Here is a 19,502-nt window from a genome sequence, read left to right as displayed (position 1 = left end):
ATTATTAATCAGTTTTGTTATCAACAGTGAGTATATTTACATGACATTTTCAATCGCAGCAGCAGCAGCGGCAGCAAAAAAAGCGGCAAGAGCCTACTCTTCTTTAGGGAGTCAGGCAAAAAATGCACTGCTAACTGAAATTGCCGATCAGTTAATTGTGCAGAAAGAGCAAATTTTAATTGCTAACCAAAAAGATTTAGATGCCGCTCAAGAAAATCAAATCGATGCATCCATGCAAGATCGCCTACGATTAACCGAACAAAGATTGGAAGGGATCCGTAATGCTGTTCTTGAAATCGTCCAGCAAGGGGACCCTGTGGGTGAAATAAGTCATGTTCAACAACGTCCAAGTGGCATTCGCGTGGGTAAAATGCGTATTCCATTAGGGGTCATTGCCATGATTTATGAGTCTCGTCCTAATGTCACCATTGATGCTGCAGCACTGTGCCTTAAAGCCGGTAATGGCGTGATATTACGAGGGGGTAAGGAAGCAATTCATTCCAATTTAGCTTTGGCAAAGTGTATTCAGGTGGCCTTTGAGAAACATCAACTGGATCCTAACGTTGTTGTGGTTGTACCGAATACCGATCGCAGCGTTATGAATGAATTAATGACTCTTAATGAGTCCATTGATTTGATTATTCCCCGTGGGGGCGAAGGCTTGATCCGTTTTGTTACGGAAAATAGTCGTATTCCGGTTATTCAGCACTTTAAGGGGGTTTGTCATCTGTACATTGACGAGCATGCGGAGCTAAACAAAGGTCTATCCATTTTAGAAAACGGAAAGACCCAGCGCACAAGTGTGTGTAATTCTCTTGAAACCCTGTTGGTGCATCAGTCAGTGGCCGACAAGTTTTTACCCATGGCGGCAAAGATGTTGTCTGAGCATCAGGTTAGAGTCCACGCTTGTGAAAAGAGCATCGCTTATTTTAACGGTGCTGAGCCCGCCACCGTTGATGATTGGCATGCGGAATATTTAGCCTTAGAGATTGCAATACGAGTTGTGGATGATTTCGAACATGCCATAGAACACATTGGCTTGTATGGGTCAGGACACACCGAGGTGATAGTGACGCAAGACTACTCAGCTGCAAATGAATTTATTCGCGTTGTGGATTCTGCGGTCGTGATGGCAAATGCATCGTCCCGTTTCTCCGATGGTGGAGAGCTAGGTTTGGGAGCGGAAATTGGCATTTCTACCAGTAAATTGCATGCATATGGCCCAATGGGTGCCGAGTCATTAACTACAGAGAAGTTTGTGGTTTATGGTGACGGTGAAATTCGTGGATAACTATGATTCCATAAGGCGCTAAAATGGCCAGAGGTTCCCTCGAAACTTGGGTCTTTGTGCTATTTATTGTTGCCGTGGTCGTAATCCCAATCCTGGTAGGATTGGGATTTTTCAAACTTTATAGGCTGCTGAGGCCTTTTGCTGATACACCGCAACAACCTACTTCATTTACCTATGATGCACCAAGTGATAGCTTTTTCAAATGCACCTTTGTTGGTTGGCTGATTTGTGCCCCTCTTTTCTATTTAGTCTATACGTATCTATAATCATAGCTGACTATTAATTCGCACTTAGGGGTACTGAGACACCACTGGTTTCTTGCAGCACGGCATGAAAAAAGCGAATTGCACTTAGATAGTCAGCCACTTGTAATTGTTCATTGATTCCATGAAAGCGCGTTAGGCCGTCAGGATCCAAACGTATCATCATAAACCGATAAATGTTGTCTGAGAGGGCATTATAATATCGAGAGTCTGTGGCTCCAACGAGCAAATATGGCGCAACAAGTACTTCGTTATTCTGCTGACGTATATGCTTTTCAATCAGCTTGTAAGCAAAACTACCCGTGGGAGAAACCGCCGAAGGCTCGGTTCCCATGAAGTCGCTGACCACCACTCGTTCATCATCAATGGCATTGATAACATGTTGTTTGACCGTTTCAATTGTATCCCCGGGTAATATTCGAAAGTTTATCACCGCAGATGCCTGAGAAGGTAATATGTTTGACTTGGAACTACCACTTGCCATAGTGGCGGCGATGGTTGTTCTGATGCTTGCAGCACTTGATGGCGTATCTAACATTACATTGCTGACAACAGGTTCGAATAACCATAAATTTGCCATGGGCAAACGGTTGCTCATTGGAGCGTACGTGGCAATGGCATCAAATGTCATTTTGCTAAAGGTTAAATCGGTATCGAATTGGTTATTTTCGATGTTAACAATAGCATCACTTAATATTCCAAGGGCTGAATGTTCTGGCGGTTGAGAGGAATGCCCCCCTTGGGAATCAACTGTCAGTTTAAGGTTTACAATCCCCTTTTCAGCAATACCAATGATTGCAACAGGTTGTTCGACTTTTGGGATGATGCCTTGTGTTATGGCTCCGCCCTCATCTAATACAAATTCAAACTCGATACCTTGGTCTTGCAAATATTCTGCAATTTTCGCCGCCCCTTGATAGCCGCCGATCTCTTCATCATGACCGAAAGCTAAATATATTCCGCGCTTGAACGACTTGTTTTGCTGTAACAATAATTCCATGGATTCTAATAGTGCAAATACCGTCACTTTGTCATCTAGTGTGCCTCTTCCCCAAATAACATCGTTTACGACAGCGCCACTAAAAGGCGGTTGTTGCCACTTATCTAAGGTTGCATCGTCCACGGGAACCACATCCATATGTCCCATAAATAAGGCCGGTTTCAAGGTCTTATCTGTGCCAGGAAAGTAATACAATAAACTATGTTCACTGAAAGTCTTTTGTTGTGCAATTCGGTGCACGAGTGGGTAGCTTTGTTGAATATGACGTCTTAAATCAATGAAAGGTTTGTCATCAAACTGTTTAGGATCATCATAGGATATGGTTTTGAATTGAATGCCCTTGGCTAGTCTGCTGACAACGGCGTCTTTATCCAATGGTAATTGACGCTCTATTTGTTGAACTTGAAGTTGTTTATCTACAAAGACGGTTTCCGTACGAATCCATAAGATAGCAGTAAGTATGACTAAAAAAAGCAGCAACAAGCCAATTAACTTTTTCATTTGAAACGTCCCTTTTAATGATTGAAATGTCAATAATGTGCTAAAACAGCATACTCTTAATTCGTGCCTTTGAAAACGATTTGCTACTATCCCTAACTAATCACTTTGAACGAGCCTTAACGTGTCAAATATACAACTTTTTATTAGCTGCACTTTAATTTGGGGCTCAACCTGGATAGCCATAACTTTTCAATTGGGTGACGTGGATCCAGTATTATCGGTTGCCTACCGATTTACTATCGCTTCTGTGATTCTAGGTTGTGTGTGTTGGTATAAGAAGTTGCCACTGAAATTACCCATGCATATTCATATTAAAATGGCCGCTGTGGGGCTCTGTCTTTACACTCTTGATTACAGCTTTTTATACGAAAGCCAAAAGTATTTAGTGAGCGCGGTGGTCGCGCTTATGAGTTCATGCATTATTTACATTAATGTGATTATGCGTCGCCTACTTTTAAAAAAGCCGATTCGTTTAGAGGTGGTGCTTGGCGCAACCTTTGGTTTACTGGGAATGGCGATGATTTTTGTACCGCAATTTGAACATGCACAAACCCATATGTTTTTGTCGTTGGGAATTACCCTGGCATGTATATCGTTTGTCTGTGCAGCGCTGGGAAACGTTATCTCAGAACGCATACTGGACCACGGAACTCCGGTGATTCAAATGAATTTTTGGGCAATGACCTATGCCTTGGTTTTTCTATACGGTTACGCCTTTCTGAATGGTGCGGAATTGATATTACCCAGTTCAACTGACTATTACCTGTCGCTGCTTTTCCTGGCTGTGTTTGGTTCAGTCTTAGCTTTTGGCGCTTATATGAAACTTGTCCAACAAATTGGTTCAGACAAAGCTGCTTATGTGGTGTTAATGTATCCTTTAGTGGCGTTAGGTATTTCAACGTTGTTCGAAGGCTATCAGTGGCAATTCCCTGCATTGGTTGGGGTGCTTATAGTGTTACTGGGAAATGGAATTGCAATGGGCAAGGTGCCGCTGTTGTTAAAGAGGGTTAAAGCCCGCCAAATTAACGATTAAATCCAGCTAATGAGCTAAAAAAACGTGGTTTATAAAGCTAATAAACCACGCTGTAATGGAATAGCTCAAAGTGAGTTTATCTTTTGGTTGAGTTCATAAGCAGGTTCGGTGACTATTTTCTCAAGCACTTGAATACGCTCTTTTAAGTCTTTTATTTCCTGATCCTTATAATTGATAGTGGTTTGAAATTGCTGCTCTTTTGTGGCTTTAAATGGATTTTCGGTGTCTCCATTGAACCAATCTATGAATTTCCAATTGTGTTTTGTGTCTAGCCAAGCCGCAGCTAAATATAAAGACAGGCTAGCCACAATGATTAATGTAATTGTTAATCCGCTCATGATATTTCCTCTATGTTAGTTATTAAAAACGGTTCAAGTGAGTGATATAAAAAACCTTCTCTATTCATTTAGTGCACATTCAAAGCTTCTGTTTATTCACCGCTTAATGCTTTAGTCTTGTCTTTGAAAAAAACATTACAGATTTTGTGTAATATTTTTTTCAGGGGGGAGACTAATACCCTAGAGTTTAAATTTTAAGGTTGCAGGGATCACCATTGAGCAAGGATTTTAATGCCATTGTTTCCGAATATGGACCACTACTAAGCCGAATTGCCTCTAGTTACGAGGCCAATCAACACTTGCAACAAGAATTATTGCAAGAAATAAGCTTAGCGGTGTGGCAATCATTAAAAGCTTTTAAAGGGAATAGTAGCCTTAAAACGTACATTTTACGGGTTGCCCATAATAAAGCGGTGACCCATGTTGCTTATCATGCGAAACAGCCCTCCAGTGAACGCTATTGTGAGATAGAAAGTCCCCACTCTACCAGTGCCACCTCGGCTACTAACGGCGCCTTTACTGACCGTCGTCCCTCACCTGAATCTGACTTGGCGAAACAGCATAAGGTTAACTTATTACTTCAGGCGGTTCGTCAACTTCCTGTTCAATCTCGGCAAATCGTGACTATGTCAATGGAGGGATTGGGTTATCAGGAAATTGCTGAGGTGTGCGGCATTAGCTCAACTAATGTTGGGGTGATTCTCAATCGCGCAAAAAAGTCTTTAACGGAGATAATTAATCATGAGTAATGACGACTTCAATTTAGACAAAATCTGGCAGCAACAAGATGTGACTAAAGTGAATGTTCAATCTTTAAAGCGCCAATGGTGGCTAATGAGGATGAAACAATATTTGTATATAATGTTGGATGGATTAGCCGTTATGTCTGTGCCTTTAGTCTTGTGGTTTTTCCCTAAGGAATTATCTACTTTTGAAGGTGTTTGGATTGGTGTTGTATTTCTATTTGTCTGCATCTGGTTCTTCTATCTCTTATGGTTAAGACGATTTTCTTTGGGTTTCAACTCTGAAACAGCAACAACATCAGATTTTATCCAACGGGTAAAACTGCAATATCAGCAGAATATAAAAATCGCTTATGTCAACAAGGTGCTTTGCTACATCACCCCCATGTTCTTTGTTGGTTATGCGGCCTTTGCTTTCTGGGGCGACTTTGTTGAACAACAGGAATTAGTGCGAAAAGCAAAAGTTATGTTAATACTGAACATTGTTTGTATGCCTTTAATGTGGCTATGGATGCACAAAAGACAGTTAAAATTCAAACGTTTGCTTGAGGAATTTGAATCTCAATCTCCCCTAAACTGAAATGTGAAGTCACGTTCCACTTTTGAGCATTGCACATCCCTTCCTTAGCAATTTTTGATAGGGAGTTGTGGATTATTTTTCTATGCGAGTTGCGCTGGTTTTTGTATCATGGCGCAACTTTGGATTTTAGACGAATTTTCATGAACGAAATCGAACAGTTGTTAGAGAATAATCGTAAATGGTCAGAAAGAACGACTAAAGTCACGCCACACTTTTTTGAGTCCTTGGCACAGCAGCAAAATCCCAAGTTTTTGTGGATTGGTTGTTCAGATAGCCGTGTGCCTGCAAATCAAATCGTCGACCTTCCCCCAGGAGAAGTGTTTGTTCATAGAAATGTGGCCAACCTTGTTGTTCATACGGATTTTAATTGTCTTTCTGTTTTGCAGTTTGCCATTGATGTACTGAAAGTTGAGCATGTTATTGTTTGTGGCCACTATGGTTGTGGTGGTATCGATGCAGCAATTCAACAAGAGCCCCTTAACTTAAGTTTAGTGGACAATTGGCTGGGGCACATTCGTGATATTGCGTGTAAACACGAAAAAGAACTGAACAAGCTAAATGGTGCCGCAAAATCGGCGCGACTGTGTGAAATTAATGTACTCGAACAAACTGAAAATGTGAAACGCAACTCAATTATTAGAGATGCCCTTGCCCGTGGTCAAAAATTAAAGATTCACAGTTGGGTATATAGCCTGAAAAATGGTTTGGTAACTGATTTAAGCGTGGATTGATGTGATAATCATAAAGTGGTCAATTTTTCTATGACTTTTAACAATTACTGGTTGAATACATACGCGTTATAATACGATTTTAATCTGGTTTATAGCGTATATCTTAAAATTGAATCTTCTATTCCTATATAATTTAACCTTAACGTTATTTGTAACTGACGACCTACCGTTTTACTTGTAACATCTTTATTAAAAAGGACTTAATCGAACTAATGACCACCGAAGAGATTGTCGAACATTCTAAACCTAAACTTGGACTGTTTGAATTTGTTGCCTTAACCGCATTTATGACATCGATCGTAGCGTTGAGTATTGATGCTATGTTACCGGCACTCAATCAAATTGGCAGTGATCTGGGCAGTGAAAGCCCTCAATACACCCACATGATTATATCCATTTTCTTTTTGGGAATGGCGTTCGGGCAACTGTATTATGGTCCTTACTCAGATACCAAAGGACGAAGAGCAGCAATATTATCAGGTTTGATCGTGTTTGCATTGGGCACAGTCATATGCTTATTTTCCCAATCAATGGAAATGTTGTTGCTTGGTAGGGTGATTCAAGCATTTGGTGTTTCTGGCCCTCGAATCGCCAGTATTGCGTTAATTCGAGATCAGTTTGAAGGTGAGGCTATGGCCAGAGTGATGTCATTTATCATGATGGTATTCATTTTGGTGCCAATGATTGCCCCTGCTTTTGGTAAGACCATTTTATATTTTGCCTCTTGGCGGGAAATATTTGTTTCCTTTTTGATAATCGGGTTTGCTCTGGCAGTGTGGTTTTTCAGCCGTCAACCTGAAACCTTACCTAAATCAAAACGCAAACCTTTTACGTTCTCAAGTTTGTGGGCTTCTAGTAAGTTTATTCTGACTCAAAAAACGGTAATGATGTACACCTTATCCATGGGCTGTATTTTTGGTTCTTTCCTTGCTTACCTAAGTGCTTCACAAACCATTTTTGAAGACTTTTACTCACAAGGTGATATGTTCCCCCTAATATTCGCCGTCTTAGCGTTCTCCATCGGCATAGCGTCGTTTATCAACGGTACTTTGGTGATGAGTTTAGGAATGCACAAGCTTTGTACCTTAGCGATTTGTGGGACTGTTGTGATGTCGACTATTTTTGTTCTCGTCACTTTCTATTATCAAGGATTGCCGCCGCTATTAGTTACCATTGCCATTTTGTTTGTGAATTTCTTCTTTATTGGTGTGTTGTTTGGCAACCTCAATTCATTGGCAATGTTGCCATTGGGACATATCGCAGGATTGGGGGCAGCGATTACAGGTTCACTTAGTAGCGCCTTTGCTGTGCCGGTTGCAATGATAATTGGCAGTTTTGTGAAAACCGATATATTACCTATCGCTTTAGGGTTTCTAGTCTTTGGCTTGATTACTTTGGTTTGCTTTCGGTTAGCTGGATCTAAAGATAAACGAACACAGGTGTGTAACACCCGCAAAATAACAAAATAGAGAGAACTTAATTCCGTTCAAGTAATGTCTATTTTGTTATTCTTGAATAAAACGCCGCTTACTTAACAAGACGCACTATAGGTGAGGGGTTGACGTTTTCTACGATGTCTACAACGCGAGGATGTCGTACACCGTTTTTCACTTTATCATAAATCACATTTTTCATTTCTAACGCTTGGCAAAATTTATAGAAGGTTAGAAAATCCTTTCGGGAAAAATCGTCATTCTCTCGGGTGAGTTGACTATCTATGTACATTGACTCCCCATTCGCTGTCAATGTTGCTAGAGCAGTATATGGCTCCCCGTATTTTTTAACGCGAAGTGCTCTAACCATTTTCACTTCGAAGATCCAATCGCCCATTTGAGTGAATCTGGATATTGATGAACTCATAGTGCTCTCCACTTAGAACAAAATTTTTATTATGATACCGCAATTTTCCTGCATCTAATGCAAAAAAAAGGCCAACGCTTATAACCCCGAATCGAGTCGCATCGGGAAAAATTTAAATAAAGTTGTGTTTCTGATCAGAGACTAAAAAGTGTCTTCGAATCACATTATGATTCAACTTAAGGCTACAAATTACGGCTTAGTTTATGTAAATCAATAAATTAAATAATTTTTATTATAATTGTATTACTGTATCGCTTTTGCGACTTTTAATTATTATTTTTCTTTTACTTTAAAAGAAGTTAGATCTTTTTGATCAAGAGATAGAGTTAATACGACTTTGAGTTAATTTTCCAGCCCAATTTTGCAATTTTTGCCATAAAATGCATTTTTTTTAACTCTTAGATGCTATCCATAAACATATCTAATTTTTTACGGATAATAATATTCTCGCTCTTTTTTTAATTGATTAAATTATCATCACCAGTGTAACAAAGGTAAAAAAAATGCCAAACTTTTATTCTAGTCTGAGATTTTAGACACGTTTTAACTCGCTATCATCAAAAAGATGTATCTATTAAATAGAAAAAGCCCGGTCAAATGACCGGGCAAAAAGGGCTTAGTTTTAAGCACCTAACGACAGAAATTGGTACTGTCTATGACTAACTTAATTAAGCAACATCAACAATTGCTTTCATGTCAGTCATATATCCACGTAGAGTTTCACCTATGGCTTCCACTCCACTTGAACGAATCGCTTTGTTTGCTTCGACTAATGCTTTGTTGTCGACACTATTTGATGTGTTACTTAACCCCTTACCGACAAGCTCTGAAGAGATTGTAGACATCAATTTTTCACGCAATAGTGGCACTGCAGCATTGGCGAACAAATAGTTACCGTATTCAGCTGTATCGGAAATAACCACGTTCATTTCGTATAAGCGCTTACGAGCGATAGTATTTGAAATAAGCGGTGTTTCATGTAACGACTCATAATAAGCTGACTCAGGTAGTATTCCTGCTTCGACCATGACATCAAAGGCAAGTTCAACACCTGACTTGATCATGGCAACAATGAAAATACCTTGGTCGAAGAAAGTTTGTTCATCAATTTTCCCGCTGAACTCAGGTGCATTCTCAAATGCGCTTTGGCCAGTTTCTTCGCGCCATTTAAGCAGATTTGCATCACCGTTCGCCCAATCTTCCATCATAGTTCTCGAGAACTCACCGCTGATGATGTCATCTTGGTGCTTTTCAAAAAGAGGACGTAGCATTGCAGTTAATTGATTGGATAACTCAAACGCTTTTAATTTAGCTGGATTGCTTAAGCGATCCATCATGTTAGTGACACCACCAATCTTAAGCGCTTCTGTGATGGTTTCTAATCCAAATTGAATTAGCGCACCAGCGTAGGCTGGATCCATGCCATCGGCAGTCATTTTTTCATAAGCGAGAATAGCTGCAGTTTGCTGCATTCCACATAAGATAGTTTGTTCACCCATCAAATCTGATTTAACTTCAGCAACAAAAGAAGACTCAAGTACACCAGCACGATCACCACCGGTAGCTGAAGCTAAGGCTTTGGCGATATCCCAGCCTTTATTTTGAGGGTCATTCTCAGGGTGTACTGCAATTAGCGTAGGTACACCGAAACCACGTTTGTATTCTTCGCGTACTTCAGTGCCAGGGCACTTAGGCGCACACATTACCACTGTGATGTCAGAGCGAATTTGCTGACCTTCTTCAACAATGTTGAAACCGTGAGAGTAACCTAGTGTGGCACCATCTTTCATTAATGGCATGACGGCTTCAACGACACTTGAGTGTTGTTTATCAGGCGTAAGGTTATATACGACGTCGGCTTCTGGAATTAATTGTTGATATGTACCCACTTCGAAACCATTGCTTGTGGCTCTTTGGTAAGAGTCACGTTTTTCATCAATTGCAGCCTGGCGTAACGCATAGGAGATGTTCAAACCAGAATCGCGCATATTCAAACCTTGGTTTAAACCTTGAGCACCACATCCAACGATGACAATTTTTTGTCCTTTAAGGGCGTCGCAACCTGAAGCAAACTCACTTTTTTGCATGAATCTACAACGACCTAATTGGTCTAACTGCTGGCGCAGAGATAATGTATTGAAGTAATTTGCCATTGTGTACCTACTGTATTTTTTACTTGGAAAATGTGCATTTCCGTTCTTTCAATGAGTGAACAGAAATTACTGTTTAATTTTTCTATCGAGTCAGTGACGACTTGTGATGGATAGAGTCTACTGCTTACTCTCTGTTGAATAAAATGATATATTCGCAATACAGTATTGCAAAAAATGAAACGTTATGGATTTTCGCTCTCTACAGTTGTTCCAACATCTTGCCCAAAGCCTACATTTTGGCAAAACCGCAAACGCGCTTTTTGTTAGCCCATCAACCTTGAGCAGGGCTATCCAACGCTTGGAAGAAGAATGTGGGGCAGAGCTATTCATACGCGACAATCGTAAGGTGAAAATGACCCTTGCAGGGGAAAAAATGCTGGCATTTAGTCAAGATGTATTATCAAACTGGAATAGCTTGAAGGCCGACCTTGATATGCTCAATCCCATGTTAACTGGGGAAATTAAGTTATATTGTTCAGTCACGGCCAGCCAAAGTCATTTGCCAACTATTTTGACTGTTTTTAGAGATAAGCACCCACAAGTTGAAGTGCAATTAACCACAGGGGATCCCTGGTTATCGGTTTCCAAAGTGGCAAATAAAGAAGTGGATGTGGCCATTGCGATTTTTGCCCCCGATATGCCCAAAGATATCAAGTTTCAACAGATAGATACCATTCCCTTGTTACTGATATCACCCAAAGATTCACAAATTACTACCCTCGAACAGGTGGATTGGCGTGATCACAAAGTAGTACTGCCAGAAGGTGGACCTTCAAAACGGATCGTTCATCATTGGTTCTCTGAAATGGGCATACGACCCAAAGTATATGGCACGGTAGGCGGAAATGAGGCAATTGTTAGTATGGTTGGCTTAGGTTGTGGTTTGGGAATCGTACCCCAGGTGGTGCTCGATAATTCCATGGCAAGCAGACGAGTAAATCGAATAAGAATCAACAATATTGAACCCTATCAACTTGGTTTGTGCTGTTTAAAGTCACGGCAATCTGAAACCTTAATTGAAGAGTTCTTTAATCAGCCAGAGTTTCAATAACGCAGTTCGTTGATGATATTATCTAGAGCCCTATAGCCAAGGGCTTCTGCTAAATGAACTCGTGTAATCTGTGGCTCTAATGACAAGTCAGCAATGGTGCGAGCAACTTTAATTACACGATGAAAAGCACGCATAGACAAACCTAGCTGTTCCACCGCAGATTGCAAAAACTGGCGATCTGCGGGGGCAAGTGGACAGTGCGTTTCCATTTCATTGGCGCTTAATTGGGCATTGCATTTTCCAGCTCGTTGCATTTGTCGCTCTCGAGCTTGAAGCACTCTTGACTTAACTTGCGAACTGGTTTCAGAGGTGTATTGAACATGAGCATACATTTCATCATTGCTTAACTTAGGCACATCGACTTGTAAATCGATACGATCTAAAAACGGCCCGGAAATGCGATTAATGTATTTTAAAACTTGTTCTGAAGTACTGCGACCATCTCGTAAGCTACCCGTTGGACTTGGATTCATTGCCGCCACAAGTTGGAACGAAGCGGGGTACTTTACCTGTTTGGATGCTCGCGAAATAGACACCACCCCTGACTCAATGGGTTGCCGTAGCACGTCTAATACTCGTCGCTCGTATTCCGGCAATTCATCTAAAAATAACACACCATTATGGGCAAGGCTTATCTCACCGGGCTTAGGGTTACTACCTCCTCCAACTAGGGCAATGGCTGATGATGTATGATGAGGCTGCCGAAATTTGCGCAGCAGCCAGGTGGTTGGATCTACTTCGTGGCCACTAATGGAATATACAGTGGCGGTTTCTAAGGCTTGTTGTTGAGACATTTGCGGTAAGATTGTTAGCAAACGCTGGGCTAACATGGTTTTGCCCGTGCCAGGCGGCCCAACAAATAGAATGTTATGATTTCCCGCGGCGGCAATTTCTAATCCGCGTTTTGCCAGCTGTTGGCCTTTGATGTCAGCCATATCAAATTCGTATTGCTGAGGGCGTATGCTGCTTTTTTGTTGCTCTAAGGGTTGCTTTTGCTGACCACAGAGGTGTAAATACAGTTGCGACAAGGTATTGAAAGCAAATACTTTGCTACCTTCTATTAAGCAGGCTTCAGAGGCGTTTTCTTTCGGTAAAATGGCTGTGCGTTTAGCACTGTTACAAGCATAATTAAACGGCAAAGCACCAGAGATGGGGCGAATGCTGCCGGTTAATGCTAGCTCTCCGGCAAACTCAAATTTTTCCAACTGCTCAATCTCAATTAATCCGCTGGCGGCAATAATACCGATGGCGATTGGTACATCAAAGCGACCTCCGTCTTTAGGCAAATCGGCTGGCGCTAAATTGATGGTAATGCGTTTAGCTGGAAACTCGAACCCTGAGTTGAGCAAGGCGCTTCTAACCCGTTCTTTGGACTCGCGCACAGCGGCATCAGCTAATCCTACTAGATTAAATGCAGGTAAGCCGTTGGCTAAGTGCACTTCAATACTGATTAATGGCGCATCTATGCCCACAGATGCCCGCGAATATACGACGGCTAACGACATCAACACTTCCCTATGCAGTGCGTTTAACTTGTATGCTAAAAATAGAAAGTATTTTATGTTTTTGCCAGAAACTTAGGTCTAGTTTTGATGCTCGTTCCTAATTACTCAGCCTATTCACCCTTTTCTAATCCCAGTTAATTAAATTAAATGGCGTATAAAGAATAATATATGCCCTTTGAAAACTTGATTCTGCGGGGGGTTACATGATATTTCTATACAACAGTGACGATCTTATTAATATGAATACCAAATTTAATACAACTATCGAGCAAATGTTGATTGTGATTATTGACGCGCGGGGGAAACTCTAGCGAGGGTAGGTGTATTTATAGATTTGCCAAACCCTCGCAGTAAAACGCGGGGGTTTTTGTTTTTAAAGGCTGAAACAAAAACATATTAATTTCGTAAACATGATTTCAATTTAGAGGGTTTTACCATGCCAAAGTTACGTTCATCCACTACCACACAAGGCCGCAATATGGCAGGTGCCAGAGCTTTGTGGCGTGCCACTGGCATGAAAGATGGCGATTTTCATAAGCCCATTATCGCAGTGTCTAACTCTTTTACTCAATTTGTTCCTGGGCACGTACATTTAAAAGATATGGGCCAATTGGTTGCCCGCAGTATCGAAGAAGCGGGTGGTGTGGCTAAAGAGTTCAATACTATTGCGGTTGATGATGGTATTGCTATGGGTCATAGCGGAATGTTGTACAGTTTGCCTTCACGAGAAATCATTGCCGATTCAGTGGAGTATATGGTGAACGCCCACTGTGCAGACGCCATTGTGTGTATCTCTAATTGTGACAAAATCACGCCGGGAATGTTGATGGCGTCGATGCGCTTGAATATTCCCGTTATTTTTGTTTCCGGTGGTCCCATGGAAGCGGGTAAAACCAAGCTTTCAGATCAAATCATCAAACTTGATTTGGTTGATGCTATGGTGGCTGGCGTTGATGACAACGTGACTGATGACGACAGTCAAGAAGTAGAACGTTCAGCTTGTCCTACATGTGGTTCTTGTTCTGGTATGTTCACCGCTAACTCCATGAATTGCTTAACTGAGGCTCTAGGTTTATCGCTACCTGGTAATGGTTCTATGTTGGCAACTCATGCGGATCGTGAAGGATTGTTCAAACAAGCTGGTAAACAAATTGTTGAGCTTTGCCGTCGTTACTATAAAGAAGATGACGTTTCTGTTTTACCTCGCAATATCGCGAATTTTAAAGCTTTCGAGAACGCCATGAGCCTGGATATCGCCATGGGCGGCTCAACCAATACCATTTTGCATTTATTAGCCGCAGCGGTAGAAGGAGAGATTCCATTTACCCTCGATGATATTGATCGTTTATCTCGTAAAGTTCCGCATCTATGTAAAGTTGCGCCCTCTACACCTAAATACCACATGGAAGATGTGCACCGTGCCGGTGGTGTATTAGGCATTTTGGCGGAAATAAATCGTGCGGGTTTATTGCATGCCGACTGTCCTCATGTGTTGGGTAAGTCAATAGGCGAAGTCATTGCGGATTGGGATATAACCAACCCAGCTAACGAAAAAGCTATCGAATTTTATAAAGCCGGCCCTGCAGGGATCCGCACGACTAAAGCCTTCAGCCAAGATTGTCGCTGGCCCACAGCAGATACTGACCGTACCGATGGTTGTATACGCAGTATCGATAATGCATTTAGCGAAGAGGGTGGCTTAGCTGTCTTATTTGGTAACATTGCTGAAGATGGTTGTATTGTAAAAACTGCGGGTGTAGATGAGTCTATCCACAAATTTACGGGGCGGGCGCGTATTTTTGAAAGCCAAGATGAAGCTGTCGCCGCTATTTTGGGTGATCAGATTGTTGCCGGTGATGTGGTGATTATTCGTTACGAAGGTCCTAAAGGCGGACCGGGCATGCAAGAAATGCTGTACCCAACCACTTATCTAAAAGCCAAAGGTTTAGGTAAAGAGTGTGCCTTGATCACTGACGGAAGATTTTCAGGTGGTACTTCTGGTTTATCCATTGGTCACTGTGCGCCAGAAGCTGCGAGTGGCGGTGGCATAGGCTTAGTGGAAGAAGGCGACACCATTTTGATTGATATTCCCGGTCGCAAAATTGGAATTGATATCAGTGATGCTGAGTTACAAACTCGCCGCGATGCCATGAATAATAGTCCTAGACCTTGGAAGCCAGCAACGCGTCAGCGTAAGGTTTCCCTGGCGTTAAAAGCATATGCGTTATTAGCCACAAGTGCCGATAAAGGCGGAGTACGTGATGCTTCGAAATTGGAAGACTAAATGAGTTTATCTGCTAATGAGTATTTGAAACGTATTTTACTGTCACCGGTTTATGATGTGGCAGTAAATAGCGAGCTCAATCGGTTAACCAGTTTATCTAGTGCTTTAGGTAATGATATTTATTTAAAGCGCGAAGATCTGCAACCGGTGAAATCCTTCAAGCTGCGCGGTGCCTATAATAAATTGGCATGTTTATCTGAGCAGCAATTGCAGGCAGGTGTGGTTGCCGCATCAGCAGGCAATCATGCCCAAGGTGTTGCTTATTCCGCTAAGATTAAAAAGATCCAAGCTACAATAGTGATGCCAGAAACTACCCCAGATATTAAAGTGGATGCGGTAAGGCGCTTTGGTGGTGAGTATGCCCACGTTGTGCTACATGGCACTAGCTTTGATGAGGCGAAAGCAGAAGCGCTGCGTCTATCCGAAGTTAATGGCTACACTATGGTTGCCCCTTTTGACGATGAAGACGTCATTGTTGGCCAAGGCACTATTGGTAGAGAGCTGCTTGAGCAGTTGCCTGACTTAGATATCTTATTCATCGCTGTTGGTGGGGGTGGTTTGGCTGCTGGTATCAGCGTTTATCTTAAGCAGTTACGACCGGATTTGAAAATCATTGCGGTAGAATCTGATGAATCTGCCTGCTTACAGGCTGCATTGCAAGCAGGTGAGCCTGTGCCACTTGCGTCGGTGGGCATATTTGCTGACGGTGTGGCAGTGAAGACGATTGGAACCGAGCCGTTTCGCTTATGTCAGCAATATGTTGATGATGTTATTACCGTCAATACCGATGAAATTTGCGCTGCTATCAAAGACATTTTTGATGATACTCGAGTGATTGCGGAACCTGCTGGTGCTTTATCTGTGGCCGGGATTCGAAAGTACCTTAGTGAGCATACTCTATCGGGCAAAAAAATTGGTGGCATCTTATGTGGTGCGAATATCAATTTTCATACCCTGCGATACGTATCTGAACGCTGTGAGCTAGGAGAGCAAAAAGAAGCGGTTTTTGCCGTTAAAATCCCTGAACAGAAAGGTGAATTTAAACGCTTTTGCGAATTGCTAGGTGGCAGAACCATTACTGAATTCAATTATCGCTATGCCAATGATGGTGAAGCCCATATTTTTGTTGGTATAAAATTACGCTTTGGACGAGAAGAATATCATCAATTAGAGAAGTTACTCACCGATAGCGGCTATCAGTGTTTTGATTTGTCTGAAAATGAAATGGCTAAGCTGCATGTGCGTTACATGGTGGGTGGACGTCCACCTACGTTACTCAATGAGCGCATCTTTTCCTTTGAGTTTCCGGAATACCCCGGAGCTTTGATGAAGTTCTTAAATACTCTTGGTGAGTCATGGAATATCACGCTATTCCATTATCGGAATCATGGTGCTGCCGAAGGTTTAGTGCTTGCTGGGTTTGATTTACCTGATCAAGGGAGAGTCGACTTCGATCAGCATCTAGATAAACTTGGCTATCAATATGACGAACAAACAAGCAATCCAGCTTATCAATTCTTTTTATCTGATTTAGCTAAATAGTTGCCAAAAAATGCAAATGGCTCCTTAATGAAGTGACCCCATTTAGTTGGGCTCATTGCTAAGGGGTAACCAAGGCCTGATTTCGATATTGTATCGGACTCAGGCCTTTTTATTTTTGCTTATGCGATTAGTTTTGCAGTGCGTAGAGCTTTTCCAAACGCTGTGCAATTTCAGGTGCGATTAATGCAATGATATCTTGGCGCAAGGTCTCGCTTGTTTCTGAATGTTGCAATTGACCATCTTCACTGTCCGCGAGAAGCTGATTTTCCCGTAGTGCATTCACGAAGCTTGCCAATACATTTTTATCGAAAAACTCCGGCGAACTGATACCGTGCAAAGCGGCTAAGCGTTCTGCAAACTTGGCACTTTGCCGTTCTAAAGCGCTGCGACTCATTTTCTTTTCTTTTGCTAACAAAGACAATACTAGGGCATAACGTTGCAAGGTTTCTTGAATACAACGATTGAGTAACCATAATGAATAAAATGAATTCGCTGTCGGCTCGGCGGGGGCTAATTTACGCCCTATTGTGACAATCATGCCCATTTCTAACATGCTATCAATTAGCCCTTCCACATATTCTTTTGCTTGTTCAGGCGACATATACAAAAACCACTCTCGCTGCAACATCGGATAAAGGCGCATAATAAGATCAAGCAGTTTGGTTTTACCTAACCCATTGTGGGCAAACACGATGGCGGCAATTAACCCAGGGATGGCGAACAAGTGCAAAATATTATTGCGATAATAAGTTAGCATTACGGCATTACGTTGTTCTAGAGAGATAATCTTGCCAAAGCTATCTTCCGAGACATTCATTTTCCCCAGTTTTAGGGTTTGTTCTACAATTTCATGGCCATTCTTATCCGGCAGGCTCACCAGTTCACTGTACGGCGATAATTTTAGTAAATGAATATAATCATCAACAGCCTGCTCTAATTCCAATTGCCCCATGGCGTTTTTCTTAGCAGAAAGTAAACACAATGCACACAATGACATACCACTTATCGCCGCTGTCTGATTAATTCGCACCATGACTTGGTTGGCAAGGATATTTACTGTGGGAGTGAGCCAACTTGGTTTTTTATCAACTTCACTGTTTTGTGCGTCACGCCAATCGGGTACCTGCTCATCGAGGAAATTATTAAGCTGGATAGGTTCGCCAAAATTGAGAAATCCGTGGCCATAGTTTTTCAGCTTTCTGACGACAGAAAATAAACCAAATATCGATTCTTTCTTCTTAGTATTGCCTTTTAACTCACTAAGGTAACTGCCCACTTCCATTACGTGTTCATAACCTATATACACAGGCACTATGCTCACTGGGCGATTTACCCCTTTAATCATGGCCTGCAAGGTCATTGCTAACATTCCGGTTTTCGGAGGTAACAGTCGTCCCGTGCGGCTTCGTCCGCCTTCAGCATAATATTTAACGGAATAGCCTTTGTTAAATAACAGTTCTAAGTATTCACGAAATACGCTTATATAGAGTTTGTTACCAGCAAAACTGCGGCGTAGGAAAAATGCGCCACCGCGCCGGAAAATGCCGCCAACAGGCCAAAAGTTTAAATTAATTCCAGCAGCGATATGCGGAGTAACCAAGCCTTGGTGATAAATTGCGTAAGTTAACAGTAAGTAGTCCATATGGCTGCGATGGCAGGGAACGTATATGATTTCATGACCATTTTGAGCGAGCTTTCTGACTTTATCCGCGTGACCTACTTCGATTCCATCGTATATTTTATTCCAGATCCGCGTTAGCACCCGATCGCCGAAACGGATCAACCCTTCACGGTAGTCCGCGGCAATTTCGTTGATGTAAGATTTTGCATTGGCCTTGGCTTTGGACAAAGGTATTTTCTTTTGTCTAGACTCTTCATTGATGGCATTGATGACCGTCACTGAACCAAGAATTGAATTATATAATTCTTGCTTTTCTAACAGCATTGGACCGTTAAATGCCTGTCTTTTTCGGTGAAAATGCGTGCCTGCCAAGCGAATTAATTTGTGTGCGATTTCAGCTTCAGTGCCAGGGAGTTTGGTCATATCCCTTGAAGATACGGCTTTACTATAAGAAACAAAATTATCACGGCCTAAAAACAGCACTATAAAAAACTTTCGTAACCAACTTGGCGATGCTTTGTCTGCAAGGAGATCGGCTAAACCGTTAGATTTTCTGCCAGGAGCACGTCCCCAAAAAACCGTGACTGGGACGATTTGCAAATCTAGATCTGTATTGTCTTTGTGGAGCTGAAATAGATGGGTTAAATCTGCCGCAATTTTAGTCCCTTTAATGGTTCTACCTATGACGGATTGAGGTTGTTCTAGGAAAACGCTGGCACTGTGTTCTTCTCCGCCAATAACGATTTTCTTGGTCGGGTTGGGCAAATCAACCTTCTTGGTAGACATTTTTAGGGCAAGTTGATCGGTAATCGAGTGGGTTCTAAGCAAATATACAATAGGTTTGCTTTTATCTATTCCTAACTCAGTTTCAATGTCAGTGGGAATACTATTGACTTTAACTAGCCATTTCACGGGAAAAGCAAAAATCGAAAGCAGCAAATTATGCAGCCAATCCATATTTAACACCTTGAGGTTTCGAAATCGTTAAAAGCATAGCATGAAGAGT

At 41.8% G+C, this 19,502-nt stretch carries 15 protein-coding genes; 9 read left to right on the top strand and 6 right to left on the bottom strand.

The window, feature by feature from the left end:
* Nucleotides 1–40: 40 nt before the first annotated feature.
* Nucleotides 41–1,291 carry a glutamate-5-semialdehyde dehydrogenase gene (locus ACYVIL_RS09905; protein WP_460312346.1) on the top strand — a complete coding sequence of 417 codons (1,251 nt, stop codon included), beginning with the start codon at nucleotides 41–43 and terminating at the stop codon, nucleotides 1,289–1,291.
* Nucleotides 1,292–1,570: 279 nt separating this feature from the next.
* Here ACYVIL_RS09905 and ACYVIL_RS09900 read toward each other — a convergent pair whose 3' ends face one another.
* Entirely contained in the window at nucleotides 1,571–3,055 is a 1,485-nt protein-coding gene (locus ACYVIL_RS09900) for a M20 family peptidase (protein ID WP_460312345.1), read from the bottom strand.
* A gap of 121 nt (nucleotides 3,056–3,176) precedes the next feature.
* On the opposite strand from ACYVIL_RS09900, the gene ACYVIL_RS09895 reads away from it, so the two are divergent.
* On the top strand, nucleotides 3,177–4,088 hold the full coding sequence (locus tag ACYVIL_RS09895) for a DMT family transporter (RefSeq protein ID WP_303474697.1): 912 nt from the start codon (nucleotides 3,177–3,179) through the stop codon (nucleotides 4,086–4,088).
* A 65-nt stretch (nucleotides 4,089–4,153) separates the two neighbouring features.
* Here ACYVIL_RS09895 and ACYVIL_RS09890 read toward each other — a convergent pair whose 3' ends face one another.
* Nucleotides 4,154–4,426 carry a hypothetical protein gene (locus ACYVIL_RS09890; protein ID WP_460312344.1) on the bottom strand — a complete coding sequence of 91 codons (273 nt, stop codon included), beginning with the start codon at nucleotides 4,424–4,426 and terminating at the stop codon, nucleotides 4,154–4,156.
* 215 nt (nucleotides 4,427–4,641) lie between these two features.
* On the opposite strand from ACYVIL_RS09890, the gene ACYVIL_RS09885 reads away from it, so the two are divergent.
* From ACYVIL_RS09885 to ACYVIL_RS09870, 4 genes are all read left to right on the top strand, one after another.
* Nucleotides 4,642–5,175, top strand: coding sequence for an RNA polymerase sigma factor (locus ACYVIL_RS09885; RefSeq protein ID WP_460312343.1), 534 nt, complete (start codon nucleotides 4,642–4,644; stop codon nucleotides 5,173–5,175).
* Entirely contained in the window at nucleotides 5,168–5,749 is a 582-nt protein-coding gene (locus ACYVIL_RS09880; RefSeq protein ID WP_303474700.1) for a hypothetical protein, read from the top strand. The genes ACYVIL_RS09885 and ACYVIL_RS09880 overlap by 8 nt, the downstream gene beginning before the upstream one ends.
* A 140-nt stretch (nucleotides 5,750–5,889) precedes the next feature.
* Nucleotides 5,890–6,480 (top strand): carbonate dehydratase, encoded by a 591-nt coding sequence (gene can, locus ACYVIL_RS09875; protein ID WP_460312342.1) that lies wholly within the window; start codon nucleotides 5,890–5,892, stop codon nucleotides 6,478–6,480.
* Between the two features lie 212 nt (nucleotides 6,481–6,692).
* Complete coding sequence (locus ACYVIL_RS09870; RefSeq protein ID WP_303474702.1) at nucleotides 6,693–7,949, top strand: multidrug effflux MFS transporter; 1,257 nt, start codon at nucleotides 6,693–6,695, stop codon at nucleotides 7,947–7,949.
* A 58-nt stretch (nucleotides 7,950–8,007) separates the two neighbouring features.
* Here the strand turns inward: ACYVIL_RS09870 and ACYVIL_RS09865 are convergent, their stop codons facing one another.
* The gene (locus ACYVIL_RS09865; RefSeq protein WP_303474703.1) at nucleotides 8,008–8,340 is read right to left on the bottom strand and encodes a hypothetical protein; all 333 of its coding nucleotides are present in this window, start codon (nucleotides 8,338–8,340) and stop codon (nucleotides 8,008–8,010) included.
* 668 nt (nucleotides 8,341–9,008) lie between these two features.
* Nucleotides 9,009–10,493 carry a ketol-acid reductoisomerase gene (ilvC, locus tag ACYVIL_RS09860; RefSeq protein WP_303474704.1) on the bottom strand — a complete coding sequence of 495 codons (1,485 nt, stop codon included), beginning with the start codon at nucleotides 10,491–10,493 and terminating at the stop codon, nucleotides 9,009–9,011.
* Between the two features lie 184 nt (nucleotides 10,494–10,677).
* On the opposite strand from ilvC, the gene ilvY reads away from it, so the two are divergent.
* Nucleotides 10,678–11,544 (top strand): HTH-type transcriptional activator IlvY, encoded by an 867-nt coding sequence (ilvY, locus tag ACYVIL_RS09855; protein ID WP_303474705.1) that lies wholly within the window; start codon nucleotides 10,678–10,680, stop codon nucleotides 11,542–11,544.
* Here ilvY and ACYVIL_RS09850 read toward each other — a convergent pair.
* Nucleotides 11,538–13,049 carry a YifB family Mg chelatase-like AAA ATPase gene (locus ACYVIL_RS09850; protein ID WP_303474706.1) on the bottom strand — a complete coding sequence of 504 codons (1,512 nt, stop codon included), beginning with the start codon at nucleotides 13,047–13,049 and terminating at the stop codon, nucleotides 11,538–11,540. The two genes, ilvY and ACYVIL_RS09850, sit on opposite strands and share 7 nt — an antisense overlap.
* Before the next feature lie 436 nt (nucleotides 13,050–13,485).
* Here ACYVIL_RS09850 and ilvD point away from each other — a divergent pair, with 436 nt between their 5' ends.
* Nucleotides 13,486–15,333: a dihydroxy-acid dehydratase gene (gene ilvD, locus ACYVIL_RS09845; RefSeq protein ID WP_303474707.1), complete on the top strand. Its 1,848-nt coding sequence runs from the start codon at nucleotides 13,486–13,488 to the stop codon at nucleotides 15,331–15,333.
* Nucleotides 15,334–16,875 carry a threonine ammonia-lyase, biosynthetic gene (gene ilvA / locus ACYVIL_RS09840; RefSeq protein ID WP_460312341.1) on the top strand — a complete coding sequence of 514 codons (1,542 nt, stop codon included), beginning with the start codon at nucleotides 15,334–15,336 and terminating at the stop codon, nucleotides 16,873–16,875. It abuts the gene before it with no gap.
* Nucleotides 16,876–17,002: 127 nt separating this feature from the next.
* Here the strand turns inward: ilvA and plsB are convergent, their stop codons facing one another.
* Entirely contained in the window at nucleotides 17,003–19,453 is a 2,451-nt protein-coding gene (plsB, locus tag ACYVIL_RS09835) for a glycerol-3-phosphate 1-O-acyltransferase PlsB (RefSeq protein WP_460312340.1), read from the bottom strand.
* Nucleotides 19,454–19,502 lie beyond the last annotated feature (49 nt).

The sequence above is a fragment of the Aliiglaciecola aliphaticivorans genome (assembly GCF_054782055.1).
The sequence above is the reverse complement of the archived record's forward strand: the minus strand, read 5'-3'. Positions and strand labels throughout refer to the sequence as shown.